The sequence below is a fragment of the Kocuria sp. ZOR0020 genome (assembly GCF_000800955.1).
GTDB classification, from domain to species: Bacteria; Actinomycetota; Actinomycetes; order Actinomycetales; family Micrococcaceae; genus Kocuria; species Kocuria subflava.
In genome coordinates this window covers 1-16,740 of sequence record NZ_JROX01000116.1, presented here as the reverse complement: position 1 = coordinate 16,740, position 16,740 = coordinate 1, and the positions used below count along the sequence as shown (strand labels likewise).

Genomic DNA, 16,740 nt, shown 5'->3' with positions numbered 1-16,740 from the left:
CCGGCTCCTGTGTGGGCTCGTCGGCCGGTTCCTCCGTGGGCTCCTGGGTGGGCTCGTCAGACTCTTCCTGGGTGGGTTCGTCACTGGCCTCGTCGGTGGGCGACGGCGACGGCGACGGGCTGCTGCCACCACCCGGGCTCGGGGCCGGCGCGGGAGCCTGCCGGGGGGCGGTGGCCACCGTGATGGTGATGGTGGTGCCCTGGTTCACATCCGTGCCACCCGGGGTGGACTGCCGCAGCACGGTACCCGCCGGTGATGAGGACGTGGCCTCCGTGGCCACCTCAACGGGAAGCTGGACGTCACCGCCCTCGATGGCAGCCACGGCGTTGTCACGGGACATTCCCACGACGTCGGGGACAGTCACCTGACCAGTGGACAACAACAGTTCAAGATCGCTGTCCCGGTCCACCTCCGAACCACCTTCAGGATCGGTGCCCACGACCAGACCGCGTGCGATCGAGGGGTGGTTCACGCTGCGGGTCCCAGAGACGTTCAGCCCCGCGTTGCCCACCATTTCCCGGGCATAAACCTCGGACTGGCCCGCCAGGTCATCCGGAACCGTGACCTTGTCCGAACCCTCAGAAACCGTGAGCGTCACCGTGGAACCGGAATCCACTTCTGATCCTTCACCGGGATCGGAGGAGATGACCGTGTCCTCATCCACCTGGTTGCTGCTCTCCCGGGTGATCTCCGTGACCAACCCCAGATCCTCAAGTTCGGCTTCGGCATCCTCCTGGGACATGCCCACCACGTCCGGGACGGTGACCTGGTCCGGTCCACGCAGCAACATGGTGGCAGCAGCAATGCCACCGCCGATCAACAACAGTAGGAGCAGCGGCAACAACCACAGGCGCGTACGGCGTCGTCGGTCTTCCGCGTCACGGTCATTCTGGCTGCGGGCACCCACGGGGGCGTCGTCGTCACCTCCCGGGGGAGCGAACAGCGAACCGTGGCTTTGTGTTGAGGTGGCGCCCGTGGCCGAGCCCGCACCGGCTTGGCCGGCTACAGAAGCGCCAGCACCCGAAGCTGAGGTGGCACTGCCCCCCGCGGGACCGGCAGCCGCAACATCAGCTCCCGCAGCCCCGGCCCCTGCAGCCCCGGCCCCTGCAACACCTGCAGCTGCCGTGGAGATGGGGAACACCGGGGCAGTGGAGCGCGTGGCGTCGTCGTCCTGGCCGTCCTCCGAAAGCACGGGGGCGGCAATGATGGTGGTGGCATCCACGTCCGCGTGCTCGCGCAGAGGCTCAAGTGCCTCCTGCATCTCCTGTGCGGACTGGAAGCGGTCATCGCGGGCCTTGGCCAGGCCCTTGGCCATGAAACCGTCGAACACCGAGTGCAAGCGGGGTGCCAGCTCGGACGGCGCCGGAGGGGCGTCGCGCACGTGCTGGGCCGCGATGTCCACGGAAGCTTCACCCACGAACGGGGCGCGTCCGGTGAGCATCTCAAAAAACACGCAGGCCGCGGAGTAGAGATCGGAACGCACGTCAACGTTCTCCCCACGGGCCTGTTCCGGGGAGAGGTACTGGGCGGTGCCCAGCACCGCCTGAGTCTGTGTCAGGGCGGCCTGGGTGTCCTCCACGGCGCGGGCGATGCCGAAGTCCATGACCTTGACCCGGCCATCCGGGGTGATCACCACGTTGGCCGGTTTGATGTCCCGGTGAATGATCCCGGAACGGTGGCTGTAGGCCAGTGCGTCCAGGATCCCCAGCATGGCGTCCACGGACTCGCGGGCAGAGAGCTCACCAGCACGGATGAGTTCACGCAGCGTCCGACCGGGCACGTACTCCATCACGATGTAGGGGCATGCCACATCCGTTGGCTGCTGTGGAGCGATCTCACCGGTGTCGTAGACGGAGGTGATGGTGTGATGGTTCAGGCCGGCAACGGCCTCCGCCTCACGTTGGAAACGTTCTTGGAAGGATTCGTCCCGCGCCAGCTCAGGTTTGAGCACCTTGATGGCGACCTTGCGCCCCAGGCGCTGGTCCGTTGCCACGTACACCGTGGCCATACCGCCGCGGCCGATGGTTTCACCGACTTCATAGCGGTTGTTGATCACTGAGGGGACAGGTGACTGAGCCATGGTCAGCCTTCCGTGGTGAGAGCACCGCCCGCAGCAGACGTGGGGGCATCTGCCGGGGCTGCAAGGTTCGTCTGATCGGTGGTGGACCCACCGGTGGGGTCGGCAGCCGTCTGCGTGGGCGTGGGGCTGGCGGTAGGAGTTGAGTTCTGGTTGGAAGTGTTGCCGCTGGAAGTGGCCTGGGTGGGGTTGGGGGAAGCACTGGGCACCACGTCCAGGTCAATGGTGGAACCCACCTCCACATCGGAGCCTTCCTCCGGTGTGGAACCTGTGACGGTGCCGGGGTCCTCCGAGGAGTTTTCGTCGTAGTAGACGTCAATGTTGACCCCCAACGGAGTGACGTCGTCGATCACCGACTGCAACTGACGGCCCACCATGTCATCGGGAAGAGTCACGGTGTCCGGTCCGGTGGAGTGCGTGACCGTGACGGTTTTCCCGCTGTTCACCGTACCGGTTGGGGAGACATCAGTGACCTGATTGGCGGGGGTGTCCTGGTTGGATTCACCCACCACCTGGACATCCAGGCCCAGGTTGTTCAGTTCGGTGACCACGGTGTCCACGTCGCGGCCGATGTAGTCCTCAGCGTTGATGGTCACGGAGGTGGGACCATCCGTGGTGGTGGACTCAGCGGTTGCGGTGGAGACCGTGCCACGAGGAGACGGGGTGGAGTTCTCCCCGAAGTTCTGCAGGGCCAGGAAGATCACTGCAGCCACCAGCGCGGCAATCACCAGGCCCACCAGAACCACGGGCCACAATTTCCGCCCCGAGGCACCGGTTGAACTTGCGCCGCTTTCACGGTGGTCTCCGGAGCCGGCTGCCGACGGCGAGTCCGACGGTGTCCGGGTGCTGGGGACGGGGGACTGCGTGACGGGCGCACCAGCTGCTGCCTGGGAGGCAGAATTGCCGAAGTCCTGCTCGTGGGCGATCGCCATCTCCGCGGTGGAGGCGCTCGGTTCAGCGTGCTTTGGCGCTCCGGCGGCAACACCAGCGCTGGCAGCAGCACCAGCACCGGCAGCACCCGATCCTGCGGCACCGGTGCCTGCCCCACCGAGTGCTGCGGAACCGGTGACCCGGGTGGAGATCCGCGTGTCGTCGTCACGCGTGTTCAGTGCCTCAGTAGGGGCGTCATCCAGGTCCAAGTACTCACGCATGCCCGGAACAGCGGCTGCAGCAGCGGCCAGGTCACCACGTCGGATCGAGTCCACGGCACCGGCAAGGGCCCCGGCAGTGGAGGGCCGGCCAGCCGGGTCCTTGGCCAACATGGACATGATCAATGCGCGTGCGGCGTCGGGTACGGACTGCGGCAGGGCCGGTGGGGGATCGTTGACCTGGGCCAGGGCGATCGCGATCTGGGATTCACCGGTGAACGGGCGCCGTCCTGCAAGGCACTCGTAGCCGATGATGCCCAAGGAGTAGATGTCTGAGGATCCCGTTGCGGTCTGACCCGTGGCTTGTTCCGGGGCCAGGTACTGGGCGGTGCCCATCACCTGACCGGTTGCCGTCAGAGGAACTTGATCCGCCACACGCGCGATCCCGAAGTCCGTGACCTTGACCCGCTTCTCCGGGGTGATCATCAAGTTTCCGGGTTTGACGTCACGGTGGACCAAACCCTGAGCGTGTGCTGCGGCCAGGGCACGGGCCGTCTGGCCTATGTAGTTCAGGACGTCGTCCACCGGTAGGGTCCGGTCACGGTCGATGATGTTGGACAGCGGCTCACCGGGAACCAGTTCCATGACCAGGTAGGCGGAGCCGTCGTCCTCGCCGTAGTCGTAGACGTTGGCCACACCGGGGTGGTTGAGCAGGGCCGTGTGACGTGCCTCCGCGCGGAAGCGCTGCAGGAAGGTGGGATCCCCTGTGTACTCCTCCTTGAGGATCTTCACGGCAACCGTGCGGCCCAGGACCTTGTCCTTGGCCTTCCAGACCTCCCCCATGCCACCAATGGCAATGCGTTCGGTCAGCGCATAGCGGCCACCCAGGACCGTTTTGGAGGAGGGCCTCATCGGTTCAACACCGCCTCAAAGATCTGCTGGGCATTGGATGTGGCATCCGAGGTCTGACCGGCCGGAATGTCGTCGTAGACCACGGCAATGGCGATCTGCGGATTGTCCGCCGGGGCAAAGCCCGTGAACCACGAGGAACTGGTGCCGCTGCTGCCGATCTCCGCCGTGCCGGTCTTACCGGCCACGGAGTACCCGGGAACTTGTGCCCCACGGGCAATGCCGTCGTCCACGGAGCTGACCATCAGGTCCGTCACCGTGTTGGCCACGTCTGCGGAGGTGGAACGCTGCATCTGCTGCGCGCGGAACGAATCGATCACGGACAGATCAGAGGAGCGGACCTCTTGGATCAACTGGGGGCGCATCAGGACGCCGTCGTTGGCGATTGCGGAAGAAATCATGGCCACCTGCAGGGGCGTGGAGCGGACGTCGTACTGTCCGATGGCGGACATGGCCAGGCTGGCGTCGTCCAGGTCGGTGGGGAAGCTGGACGGCGTGACGGCCAGCGGGATGCTGAGCTCCTGGCCGTAGCCAAAGTTCTCAGCGGTTTCACTGATGCGGTCCTGCCCCAGATCCATGGCGATCTGTGCAAACGGCGTGTTGCACGAGTTGGCCAGGGCGAACTCCAGGTCTGCCTGCGTGCGGGATGCACAGGTGCCGCCCACGTAGTTGGGCAGGGTGGTGGAGGTGTTGGGCAGTTCCAGATCCTGCGGGTTGGGGATGATGGTGTCCGTGGTGTACTCACCGGACTCCAGGGCCGCAACGGTGTCAATGATCTTGAACGTGGAGCCGGGAGAATAGAGGCTTCCGGCGATGGCGCGATTGCTCATGGGCTGGTTTGGATCTGCGTTGAGCCGCTGGCTGGCCTCGATCACCCCGGCCGAATCATGGGAAGCCAGGGCATTGGGATCAAAGGACGGGGAGGATGCCATGGCCAGCACCCGACCGGTTGAAGGCTCCAGCGCCACAATGGAACCCTTGCGGCCGTCCAGCAGGTTGTAGGCCAGGTCCTGGAGCTCGGGGTCCACGGTCATCTCCACGGAAGCCCCGGAGGGCTGATTCCCGGAGAGAGTGGCCATGAAGCGGTCATAGAACTGGCTGTCCGAGTCCCCGGAGAGCTGCTCGCCCATGGCGTTCTCCAGTCCGGTGGCGCCGTGGATGGGGGAGAAGTATCCGGTCAAGGGGGCATAGGCCGCCCCGTCCGTGTACTCACGCTGGTAGGCGTAATCGCCATCGGTGGGCACAGAGCGGGCAACTTCCTGGCCGCCGGCCAGGATGGGGCCGCGGTCCTTTCCGAACTGCTGGTACAGGGTCCGTGTGTTCCAGGGGTCTGCGGCCAGGGAACGCTGCTGGAAGAACATGATGGAGGTCAGCGCCAGCAACAGCACAGCAAAAATGGCGACTGCGGCGATCCACATGTGTCGAATGGCGCGGTTCATGACTGTGCCTCCGATGACTTCGATTCAGCCGTTGCCTTCCGGGCCTCGGCCGCTTGCTGACGTTGACGACGCCGCTCGGCCCGTTCCGCTCGTTCGGTTTCGTGCAGTTCGGCCCGCTCTTGTTCTTCCCGCTCGTGGGCCTCGAACTCCGCTATGTCCTCAGCACTGGCCGGGCCGGTGACCACCGGGCGGCGGGCGGAGTGGGAGATGGCAAGCAGCAGTGCGGCCACGATCCAGTTGGACAGCAGTGAGGAACCACCAGCGGACATGAACGGGGTGGTCAGACCGGTCAGAGGAATCACACGGGTCACGCCGCCGATCACCACGAACAGCTGGATGACCATGATGGAGGCCAGCCCACCGGCCAGCAGCTTGCCGAATCCGTCCGGGGTGCCCAGTGCTGCCCGGAAGCCACGGGAGATCAGCAGGAAGAACATCAGCAGGATGGCGCTGAGACCGATCAGCCCCAGTTCCTCTCCAAAGGCCGTGATGATCATGTCCGAGTTGGAGTAGGAGACCAGATCCGGGCGACCCTGCCCAAGGCCTTGACCGAACAGTCCGCCGGAGGCCATGCCGAAAATACCTTGCACGATCTGGCGGGAGCCGCCCACGGGGGCGTCGTAAATGGCCGGATCAAAGGCGTGCCACCAGGCATCCAGGCGAGCAGCCACGTGACCGAAGGTCTGGGAGGCCACAACGCCACCGGCTGCCACGAACAACAGACCCAACACGATCCAGCTCAGCCTTCCGGTGGCCAGGTAGATCATGGCCACGAACAGCCCGAAGAACAGGATGGCGGTGCCCAGGTCCCGTTGGAAGACCAGCACGCCGATCGACACCAACCAAGCGGCGAACATGGGCGCCAGATCCCGGAAGCGGGGGAGCCGGACGGGACCCACCTTGGGGCCGGCCAACAGGATGACGTCCCGGTTGGTGGAGAGGTAACCGGCAAAGAAGATGGCCAGCGTGATCTTGGCGATCTCACCGGGCTGGAACGTGCGCGCGCCGATGGAGATCCAGATCCTGGCACCGTTGATCTCCGTGCCCAGACCAGGCAACAAGGGCAGCACCAGCAGCAGCGCGGAAACCACCAGGGAGATGTACGTGAACTGCCGCAGACGCCGGTGATCCCGCAGGAACAACAGCACCAGCGCAGCGGCCGTGATGCCGATGGCCGTCCACAGCACCTGGTTGGTCCCTGCCGATGAATCCATGAGCAGATCGATGCGGTGGATCATGGCGATGCCCAGACCGTTCAAGGTCACCACGATCGGCAGGATGTAGGGGTCGGCATAGCGTGCCCGGAACCACAGCACCAGGTGGAGCAGCAGCGAACCACCGATCAACACAGCGGCGGACCGGTAGACGTGGGCTGGTTCAGAGGATGCCTGTTCCGGGTCCACCAGGATGTTGGCACCGATTCCGATGGTCCACGCCACCACCAGCAGCAGGAGCTCGGTCAGGCGGCGTCGTCGTTGCACCGGAGCGGAAGAAGCGCTGGAACCGGCTGTGGGCGCTGTGGGGGCAGCAGCGGGAGTGGTCATCACTGATCACCCTCTTGTGGCGGTGCAGCAGGTGCGGTACCTGCATCTGCGCCGTCCGTGGGTGCTGCCGCCGTGGGGAAACTGACCGTGCCTGAACCCGACGGGCTGGGGGATGCCGTGGCCTCCGGGCTCTGATCTGCCGTGGCTTCATCAGCGCGCAGCCCGTCCACGATGCTCTGGGCGTGCTCCAGACTATTGGCCGGGATGGTGTTCTCCACGCGCGAGCGTGAGTAGGGCGAGAGCTCATCCACTTGGATCTCCGAGGTGTCTTCCACCTGGGAGAGTTGAACGGGGCCCAAGCTTTGGGAAACACCGTTGTAAATGGCCACACGACCTTCAGAAACGCCCACGTAATAGCGTTCCTGGACCCAGGAACTGGCACTGAGGGCAGCAACGGCCAGACCTGCCACCAGCAACAACGCCACCGCAAGGGCAATCCACCGGCCGGTACGCCGTTTGCGCCCAGCACCCAGTGCCTGATCCACCTCGGAGATGTCTGCCAGCTGATCCGTGGCGTTGGTGCGCAGCAATGTGGCGCGGCGGGCAATGGCGGAATCACTGACCGTGGGAATCCGGCCGGTCTGGGTGGCGTTGGCTGCAGCGCCCACCAGGATGTGCGGATGCAGCTCAAGGTCTTGACGCAGCGCAGCAGCTGAAGACGGCCCAACCGGCTCCTGTGGTGCCTGAGTGTTGGGATCAGCCTCCGTGGAGGCGTCTGTGGAGGCTGTCGCAGCCCCGGCGCCAGGCTGTGCCCACGGACGATCCGCAGCCGCGGGCTCGGCCGTCGGTGGGTTGGCGTCCCGATCCGAGATCTGATCGGAGGTCAGGGCGTCCTCCGGGTCCGGGAGAGCACCACTGAGCGGAACACCCAGGGCCTCCACGTCAGCGGCATCCACCACTTCCAGGACCACCACGGTCACATTGTCCGGCGCACCGCGCTGAAGGGTGACGTCCACCAGGGCCTGGGCGATCACGTCCAATTCGGAATCGGCACTGAGCAGACGCTGGATCATCTCAGGGCGGACCACGGCATTGAGCCCGTCCGAGCACAGCAGCCAGCGCTCGCCGGGGGCCGTGGGAATCAGCTCCGACTCAATCTCCGGGGAAGCATCAACATCCCCCAGCACGCGTATGAGCACGTTGCGGTGGGGGTGGGTTTCGGCTTCCTCCGGGCGCAGGCGACCTTCATCAATCAGGCGCTGCACAAAGGTGTGGTCTGTGGTGATCTGCTCCAGCTCACCACCGCGCAACCGGTAGGCCCGGGAGTCACCGATGTGACACAGGGAGATGTTCTCCTGATCGATGATCAGTGAGGTCACCGTGGTGCCCATGCCCCCCAAACGCGGATGCTGTTTGACCAGATCAGCCAAGTTCTGATTGGCGTTCTGGATCTCATCCGCAAGCACCGTGGTGGCATCGCCGTCGTACCCGTCCCGGTCCAGGTGGGTCAGGTCGATCACCGCGGAGGCGGAGGCGACGTCGCCGCCCACGTGACCGCCCATGCCATCAGCCACCACGGCAAGGTGATGCCCGGAGTAGGCGGAGTCATCGTTCTTGGAACGGACCCGGCCAACGTCAGAGCGGGCGGCGAATCGGAAAACCAAGGCCATGTATCAGGACCTCAGTTCCATCACGGATTTGCCCACCCGGAAGGGTTGGCCGACCTCCAAGGCCACGGCGCGGGTCAGACGCTGTTCATTCACGTACGTGCCGTTGGTGGAGCCCAGGTCTTCCAGGAACCAGCGGGAGCCTTGCGGAAACAGACGCGCGTGACGTCCGGAGGCGTAGTCGTCCTCCAAAGGCACCGTGGATTCAGGCGAGCGGCCCATCAGCACGGGGGCAGCACCCAACTGGTAGGTGCGTCCGCTGGTGGGGCCTTGCAGCACCACCAGACTCTGCGGCAGTTGGCGCGGCGGCTGCGGGGCAGCGGCAGCCTGCTGAGGTGCCTGGGGCGCAGCAGCCCCACTGCCTCCACCCTTGTTGCGACGACGACGGTCAACCGCCAGGTCACGCCCCTGAGACATCACGATGGCAACAATGAACACCCACAGCAGTGCCAGGAACCCGTAGCGCAGGAGGGTCACGGTCAATTCAGACATTCAGTGGTTCCTCCTTGGGGCCACCAGCCGGAAGATGATCCGGCTGCGGCCCATGGTGATCACGGAACCGTTGACCAATTCCGCCCGGCCCTGCAGACGTTCCCCGTCCACGTGCGAGCCGTTGGTGGAGCCCAGGTCTACGGCGATCCAGTGATCCCCCATGTGCCGGATCTCCAGGTGACGGCGGGAAACGCCGGTGTCAGAAATGGTCACATCAGCGTCAGCGGAGCGTCCCAGCACCACGGAATCGGCTTCAACAGCCAGGCGCCGACCGTTGATCTCCAACACCGGCACCCAGTGCTGCGGAGTGGATTCCGGGTATCCCCAGTCGTCATCGGGCTGGCTGTACTGGTCACCGTAGGCCGGGGCGTTGGTGTGGGCGCCGTGTCCCCCACGAGGACCATCGGCCACGCCGTGATGCGGCCCGCGGACACCGGCTTCCACGCCGTGAGCTTCCATGCGCGCCGCCGAGGAGGTGATCACGAACTGGCCGCGTTCCACCTCCGGGTTGCGGGTGAAGGAGACTCGCACCGCACCCTGCAACGTGTAGGTCTGGGACCGGGCGTGGCGGATGACCACCTCACACAGTTCCTCCGCCAGAGGCTGGCCCCACTCCTGGGCCTGCGGGAAGTCGTCGTCGGAGAACTCCACCACGAAAACATTGGGCGCCATGGTGCGCCCGGCGGAGATGGTGAACGAGTGCTCATCAAGTTCACGGCGCAGGGCGCTGGCGATCTCAACGGCTTCAATCCGCTTGCGGGAGCCGGTGGAGAAGGCAGTGCGCACGGCGCGTTCGATCCCGCGTTCCAAGTTGTCCAGGAAACCCACGTGCCCTCCTTCCAATCGGCGTTGCGATCCACGAGTCATTCCAGGCGAAGGCACGGGATGCTTGAAAAACCGGGGGCCGCGCGTTCGCCTTGGAGCAACTGACCAAGTCTGTGGTCAGGGTTTGCTCCAAGGATAGTAGACGCACGGCCCCCGGCCTTCTCTGGGAGTCAGCGCAAAACTGCTCCACAGTGATTTCTCAGAGATTGCCGATGGTTGCCAACCGCATGGTGGCGGGCAAGGCCAGGATTTCCTCCACCACGGTGGAATTCACACCGGAGGAGCAGTCGGTGACCATGTAACCGGTGGGTCCCTCCGTGACCAGCTGCTGGCCGTCAACGTTCACTCCGTGCTCGGAAAGCACCGAGTTCACGGCGGTCAGAACGCCCGGGACGTTCTCATGAACGTGCAACAGTCGGACGCCTGCGCGCACCGGCTGCAACTGCACCTGCGGGAAGTTCACGGACAGGGCGGTGGAACCCTGCTCCACGTAGTCCAGCATCTTGGAGGCCACAAAATGACCGATGTTTTCCTGAGCCTCCGCGGTGGAACCACCGATGTGCGGGGTGAGAATCACATTCGGCAAACCCTGCAGCGGTGACTCGAACGGATCGCCGGAGGCCTTGGGCTCCTCCGGGTAGACGTCAATACCGGCGCCGGCAATGTGCCCGGAGACCAGGGCGTCCTTGAGTGCGTCAATGTCCACCACGTGCCCGCGGGAGAGGTTCAGGAACAAGGTGCGGGGACGCATCTTCTCGAACTCGGCGCGCCCGATCAGCCCCGCGTTGGAAAGCCGTCCGTCAACGTGGAGGGAGATGGTCTCCGACTTCTCGAACAACTCATCCATGGACGAGCACTTCTTGGCATTGCCCATGGGCAGCTCGTCACGGACGTCATAGAAATAGACCTGCATGCCCAGGGACTCGGCCAGCACGGAGAGCTGCTTGCCGATGTTGCCGTAGCCGATCAGGCCCAGCGTGCGCCCGCGGACCTCATGGGCGCCCTTGGCGGACTTGTCCCAGTTGCCGGAGTGCATGGCGGCGTTCTTGTCCGTGAGGTGACGGGCCATGCTGATGATTTCCCCAATGGCCAGTTCCACCACGGACCGGGTGTTGGAGTAGGGGGCGTTGAAGCACGGGGTGGCGAACTCGGCTGCAGCCACCAGATCGATCTGATTGGTGCCGATGCAGAACGCACCCACGGCCATCAGATCCGGGCGGGCCTCAAACACCGCTCGACTGACTGTGGTCTTGGAGCGGATGCCCAGCAGGTCAACACCCTCCAGGGCTTCGATCAGCTCGGCTTCGTCCAGGGCCCCCTTCCTGGTTTCGACCTCCACGCCGTGACGGCGCAGGATCTCTTCGGCATCGGTGTGGATGTTTTCCAGGAGAAGTGCTTTCACGGTGTTCGAGTCTAATCCTGATCCATTTCAGTCACGAAGATCGATGCCGAACACCCGCTTCACTGCCGTCACAACGTGACGACCGTAACGCTGACCCGACGGTGTGGAGGCGTACGGGAGGAACCGGCGGGGGTGATCCGGGTGCGTGATCTTCCCGTGCGTGGGCCCTGAGGTCACGACGACGAACCCCGCTGCGCGCAATCTCTTGAGCAACTCCGCCTGATTGGTGGGGTATCTGGTGCCGCGTCCACCCGAGGCGGAACGGCCGGATCCGGGCTCCTCCGGCAAAGGGCTGTCCGGGCGACGCGCCAGGGCCCAACCGGCGCGGTAGATGCCCATGATCTGACCGTCTGTGCGGCGGATCTGCACACACAAATCCCCACGCAGGAAGTAGTCGGTGCGGCCAAGGTCCGCCGACCATGAATCCTCCGGATCCTCCACACACTGTTGGAGATCCTCCAGCGTGGCCTCCCATGCGCCCACCACGGGCACGTTGGCCTCCGGCGCGCTCAGCTTCAAGCTCTCTCCGGTGGGGACGGGGGTCCCGGAAACGACGGAGTACAAGGTGTTCTGGGTGCCCCATGCCCGGGCAGAGTTCTGCTCCAGGGCGGCGGTGATCCTGGCGGCCAGGTCCTTGCGTTGCCTGGTGGTCAGTGGTTTGGGCACGGAGGGGGCGTCGTCGTTGACGGCCGGGGAGTCGACCGGGGTGCTCGCCGTGGAGCGGCGGGCGTGGTTGCGGGCAGCGGTTGCGTAGTCCACGGGTTTGACGGTCAACGCGGGATCGCGGCGTCCGGCCATGGTGGCAGGGGTGGATGCGGCAGGCCTGCCCGTGGGCGGATTCGGGTCTGCTGTGGGCATGGGCCAACTCCTCTCCCGGTAGGCTCGAGTGCGTGCAGTGCGACTATCACAACCGGGGTCTGTGCCACTCGTGCACGCTGATCGATCAACCCTACGCGCTGCAGCTGGCCGCCAAAGCCGCAGGTGTGCGGGAGGTCCTGAGTCAGGCCGGGTCAGACACGGGTGCGCTGCAATGGCTCGAACCCGTGGCAAGTGCTGAATCCGGGTTCCGTAACAAGGCCAAGATGGTGGTCGCCGGGAGCGTTCAGGAGCCCACGTTGGGGATCCTTGACCCCCGCGGCCGTGGTGTTGATCTGCGTGCCTGCCCGCTCTACCTGGAGGTGGTGGGCCAAGCTCTGGAGCAGGTGGCCCGGTTCAGTGCGGAACTGCGCCTGCTGCCGTACAACGTGACCAAGGCTCGCGGCGAACTCAAGCACGTGCTGCTCACGGTCTCCGCCGGCAGTGAGTTGATGTTGCGCTTTGTTCTCCGATCCCAGCGCCAAGTGCAACGCATTCGGGAGAACCTCCCGACCCTGCAGGCAGCACTGCCCTCCTTGTCGGTGGTTTCCGTCAACCTCCAACCCGAGCACAAGGCTGTGCTGGAAGGCCCGGAGGAGCTGGTGCTGACCGAGCAGGACAGCTTGCGCATGCAGGTCAACCACGTGCCGCTGAGGGTGCGCTCGCGGTCCTTCTTTCAGACCAACACAGAAGTTGCCGCCGCCCTCTACCGGCGCGCGGCAGTCTGGGCCGACCAGATCAACCCCTCACGGGTGCTGGACCTCTACTGCGGGGTGGGCGGGTTCGCGCTGCACATGGTGGGGCCCTCCCGGTCCGTACTGGGCGTGGAGGTTTCTTCAGAAGCCGTGCGCGGGGCCCGCGAGGCTGCCGCCCACATGGGGCTGGGGCCAGAATCCGTGCAGTTCCACGTCGGGGATGCCACAGCCTGGCAGCAACAGTTGGGTTCTGCATCCTCGCCTGGGGCGTACGACGACGGCGGGGCGGCGGATCTCGTCGTCGTGAATCCACCCCGGCGGGGCCTGGGTGCTGAGCTGGCACACCGTCTGGATGAGTGTGCGGCCCAGGACCTGATCTACTCGAGCTGCAACGCGCGTTCCCTGGCGCGCGATCTGGCCAACATGCCCTCCTGGCGGCCCGTGGAGGGGCAGGTGCTGGACATGTTCCCGCACACCACCCACTACGAGGTTGCGCTACTCCTGCAGCGCAGGTGAGGCAGCCCCTGCGCCCGCATGAGGTGTGGTGGGCTTCAGAGTCGTTCCAGCGGTGGCACGTGCAGCGGGCCGCCGGATGCGAACTCCCGCAACCGGTGGGTGGCAGTGATGACGTAAGCCGCTTCCAGATTGCTGAAGTGCGGGTTCTCCACCAAGGTCATGGTGTAGAGCTGGTCATCCCGGAACGGGGCCAACATGCCGCGCAGGGACGACTGGATGTCCGGGCGCTGCAACAACACCCAGGTGCTGCGGTGCACGCGCTGGATCACATGAACCCCGTCCACCATCTCCACAAAGGGATCGTTGCCGGAAATACCGGCCGAGGCTGACAACCGGCCCTCATCAATTCTGGTCAGAACACCCACGCACAGCAGCATCTCCACCGTCACGCGGTTACCGCTGATCAACGCCTCTTGAAGGACTTCATCAATCTGCGGGCCCGGGGTGCGTGACTTCAACACCGGCGGCAGCAGCTTGGGCAACTTGCGCTTGGGGGCCCGGGGATCGGGTATTCCCGGGAGCTCGTAGCGCAACACGTAGAAGCCGGGAACGGTGGGATACAGGGTGGAGTCCACGGGGCTGGTCTCCCCATGCAGCACGTCTGCGCTGACACCGGCCACCAGCAGCACGTTGGAAATGGTGGCGGCGGCTTCAAAGGCCTCACGGACCAGCTCATCAAAGATCACACGGGGCTGGCGGTGCACGGTGCGGTACTCCACGAGCACTGAATCGAACGCGCGGATACCTGGGGGCGGAGGGGGGACGGAGAGGTCGGGCACAACAGAATCCTGATCACAGCTAATGGGAGCGGCCACGGCAGAGGCGAGTGGACAACTTTAGTGTCGCGTCAATCATTGGCCGTCCCAGGCCCATGAGCGTCATTGAGTATGACCACACAACTGACTACAGGGAGGGGGTGTGTTGTGGCTTCTGGGGGTTCGGTGGTCGCTCCGTTCCTCCGCTGCTTCCCGCTTGTCCGCTGAGCAGTGACTTGTGACGCTGGTGGGCCGCTCTCCTGCGCCGAACGGTGACTTGTGCCGCCCAAAAGTCCCCGTCCCCCGCTGAGCAGTGACTTACGCCGTCCATAAGTCCCCGTCCGCCGCTGAGAAGTGCTTTGTGCCGCCCATCAGCGCTGATGGGCGGCACAAATCGCTTCTCGACGATGGATGGCGGCAACTAGTCGCTGCTCGGTGGATGACTCCATCCTGAACATGGTTCTGGCCGCTCTCGTAGAAGGTTTTGCGGCCAAAAAGCGTGTTTGGAATGTTGAGGTCAGCCCTTGACCGAGACCTCGACTCGGTTGAGCCAGGGGTCCTGGAACGCCAGGGTGGCGCCGTCGTCGTGGGTGGTGACTCCGTGGTGGGTGAGACGTTCGGTGAGTTCGCCGATGTCGTCGGTGCCGGGAAGCTCCAGGCGCACGGTGCCCAGGCCGAGGGATTTGGGACGGGGGCCGGCGCCGCGGCTGTTCCACGTGTTCATGGCCATGTGGTGGTGGTAACCGCCCGCGCTGACAAACAGGGCCTGCGTGCCCATGGTGGCGGTGGTTTCAAAGCCGAGCTGGTCCACGTAGAAGCGCTTGGCGTTGGCGATGTCACCCACCTGCAGGTGAACGTGACCCACGGTGGCGCTGCGCTGATGCGCCTGGTCAACAGCGGTTTCCGTGAGGTGTTCCCGCATGAAGGCGTTGGGGTCCAGCAACAGGGAGTCCATCTCCACACGGCCGTGGACCCAGCTCCATTCAGTACGGTCCCGGTCCCAATACAGCTCCACGCCGTTGCCCTCCGGATCGGAGAAGTAGAAGGCCTGGCTGACCAGGTGATCCGCACTGCCGGTGAAGGTCCCGGGGTAACGGCTGGCCACGCTGTAGATGGCGGCGGCAAGATCGGCCTGGGTTTCAAACAGGATGGCCGTGTGGAACAAGCCCGCCTGGTTGTGGGACACCCGTTGCAGCTCCCGGGCGAGTTCCAGGATGACCAGCGCCTGATTGTTGCGGCCCATGACAACGCGCAGCGGAGTCTCAGAGAGCACGTTCAGGGTGATGGCGTCCCGGTAGTAGTCCGTCATCTTCTGCAGATCCCCAACCAGCAGTGTCACGGCACCCATGGAGGTGTCGGCGGCCAGGAGGTCGGTGCGGGTGGCGGTGGTCATGGCGGGAACCTCCGTTAGATAGTTGTTGCTTTAATTAAAACACTAGGCCGCTATACTTGTAGCGTCAACCAATGTGAGGGTTTGTGATGAGCGATACGCCGTGGCTCGACGACGACGAACTGGCCACCTGGGTGCGCCTTGTTGCCCTGGTGGAACTGCTGCCGGGCGTCCTGGACACCCAGCTGCGTGAAGACTCCGGGCTGATGCACTTTGAGTACTACACGTTGGCCATGCTCTCCGAAGCCCCCGACCGGACCTTGCGCATGACCGAGCTGGCCCACCAGACCAACGCCACCTTGCCCAGGCTTTCCCACGTGGTTCGCCGTATGGAGGAGCGCGGGCTGGTGAAACGCGCGCCAGCGCCGGATGACCGTCGCGCCACCGTGGCGCAGCTGACGGACGCGGGTTGGTCGGTGGTTCAGGATGCGGCGCGGGGCCACGTGGGTACGGTTCGCTCACGGGTCCTGGACGCCCTCAGCCCGGAGCAAGTGGGGCAGTTGCGCCAGATCACCGAGGCCATCCTGCCCAGGTTGGACCCGAGTGGGTCCATGGCCGGGACCTACACGCGCTACGACCGCTGACCGGTTCCCCGCTGGCGTCCTGCCAGCGCCACGTGCGCGGCTGGTGACGGACGGACGGACGGACTGCTCGCGGACGCAAATGGCCAGTTCCAGTACGCAAAAAGCCAGGAGAACCGAGAAACGGTGGTCAAACGCGTACCGAGGTGGTCAGCGGAGGCGCAGTCGACACGGATTGAGGTGCAGCTGGGGCCTCCGGCACCCAGCGGAAATGACTGAAGGCCCCGGTCTTCACCGGGGCCTTCATCTTGTGGGTGTTCCACGAAACTCGCTGACCAGGGCAAACGCCGGTGCTCCAGCCAACGCGTGTACACGGGTGGTGAAGATTTTGTACACCTGCTTGACTGCTGGGGATGGAGTGGTCTCTGGCGTCGTGCTGAGTCGCATGGGCTGGCCCGATGACATCGCCGCCATCATTGCGTGCGTAGCCTCCGAACATGGTCGATGGGCCACCGGCCAGGTCCTCGATGCCACTGGCGGCAGCAGCTTGTAGATCAGCCTGCCTAACCTGTTGCTAGTTGTAAGAGGGCGTGACGTTGTTGACACGGTCCGGGGTGCGTGAGGC

Annotated in this window: 12 protein-coding genes and 1 pseudogene; 2 read left to right on the top strand and 11 right to left on the bottom strand. The window is 64.9% G+C overall.

Going from position 1 to position 16,740, the window contains the following annotated elements; genetic code table 11:
* The 9 genes and pseudogenes from pknB to L979_RS07700 form a co-directional block, all read right to left on the bottom strand.
* The coding region (gene pknB / locus L979_RS07740) for a Stk1 family PASTA domain-containing Ser/Thr kinase (protein ID WP_081994025.1) at positions 1–2,080 on the bottom strand (2,080 nt) is incomplete at its 3' end.
* 2 nt (positions 2,081–2,082) lie between these two features.
* A complete protein-coding gene (locus L979_RS07735; RefSeq protein ID WP_047691209.1) occupies positions 2,083–4,077 on the bottom strand; it encodes a protein kinase in 1,995 nt (664 codons plus the stop codon).
* Entirely contained in the window at positions 4,074–5,513 is a 1,440-nt protein-coding gene (locus tag L979_RS07730; protein WP_047691206.1) for a penicillin-binding protein 2, read from the bottom strand. Before L979_RS07730 ends, L979_RS07735 begins: the two co-directional genes overlap by 4 nt.
* Complete coding sequence (locus L979_RS07725; protein WP_052209663.1) at positions 5,510–7,057, bottom strand: FtsW/RodA/SpoVE family cell cycle protein; 1,548 nt, start codon at positions 7,055–7,057, stop codon at positions 5,510–5,512. The genes L979_RS07730 and L979_RS07725 overlap by 4 nt, the downstream gene beginning before the upstream one ends.
* Positions 7,057–8,667: a PP2C family serine/threonine-protein phosphatase gene (locus tag L979_RS07720; RefSeq protein ID WP_047691204.1), complete on the bottom strand. Its 1,611-nt coding sequence runs from the start codon at positions 8,665–8,667 to the stop codon at positions 7,057–7,059. The genes L979_RS07725 and L979_RS07720 overlap by 1 nt, the downstream gene beginning before the upstream one ends.
* Positions 8,668–8,670: 3 nt before the next feature.
* Positions 8,671–9,156 carry an FHA domain-containing protein gene (locus L979_RS07715; RefSeq protein WP_047691202.1) on the bottom strand — a complete coding sequence of 162 codons (486 nt, stop codon included), beginning with the start codon at positions 9,154–9,156 and terminating at the stop codon, positions 8,671–8,673.
* Positions 9,157–9,984 (bottom strand): DUF3662 and FHA domain-containing protein, encoded by an 828-nt coding sequence (locus tag L979_RS07710; RefSeq protein WP_047691200.1) that lies wholly within the window; start codon positions 9,982–9,984, stop codon positions 9,157–9,159.
* Between the two features lie 196 nt (positions 9,985–10,180).
* A pseudogene (gene serA, locus L979_RS07705) lies at positions 10,181–11,386 on the bottom strand (phosphoglycerate dehydrogenase); the annotation flags it as partial.
* A gap of 24 nt (positions 11,387–11,410) precedes the next feature.
* Positions 11,411–12,241 (bottom strand): hypothetical protein, encoded by an 831-nt coding sequence (locus L979_RS07700; RefSeq protein ID WP_156125489.1) that lies wholly within the window; start codon positions 12,239–12,241, stop codon positions 11,411–11,413.
* 32 nt (positions 12,242–12,273) lie between these two features.
* On the opposite strand from L979_RS07700, the gene L979_RS07695 reads away from it, so the two are divergent.
* Positions 12,274–13,449, top strand: coding sequence for a methyltransferase domain-containing protein (locus tag L979_RS07695; RefSeq protein WP_047691194.1), 1,176 nt, complete (start codon positions 12,274–12,276; stop codon positions 13,447–13,449).
* Between the two features lie 35 nt (positions 13,450–13,484).
* On the opposite strand, the gene L979_RS07690 is transcribed toward L979_RS07695, so the two are convergent.
* Together L979_RS07690 and L979_RS07685 are read right to left on the bottom strand one after the other, a co-directional pair.
* Complete coding sequence (locus L979_RS07690; protein ID WP_156125488.1) at positions 13,485–14,168, bottom strand: hypothetical protein; 684 nt, start codon at positions 14,166–14,168, stop codon at positions 13,485–13,487.
* Positions 14,169–14,721: 553 nt separating this feature from the next.
* Positions 14,722–15,597: a VOC family protein gene (locus tag L979_RS07685; RefSeq protein WP_047691190.1), complete on the bottom strand. Its 876-nt coding sequence runs from the start codon at positions 15,595–15,597 to the stop codon at positions 14,722–14,724.
* An 86-nt stretch (positions 15,598–15,683) separates the two neighbouring features.
* On the opposite strand from L979_RS07685, the gene L979_RS07680 reads away from it, so the two are divergent.
* On the top strand, positions 15,684–16,178 hold the full coding sequence (locus tag L979_RS07680) for a MarR family winged helix-turn-helix transcriptional regulator (protein ID WP_047691188.1): 495 nt from the start codon (positions 15,684–15,686) through the stop codon (positions 16,176–16,178).
* Positions 16,179–16,740 lie beyond the last annotated feature (562 nt).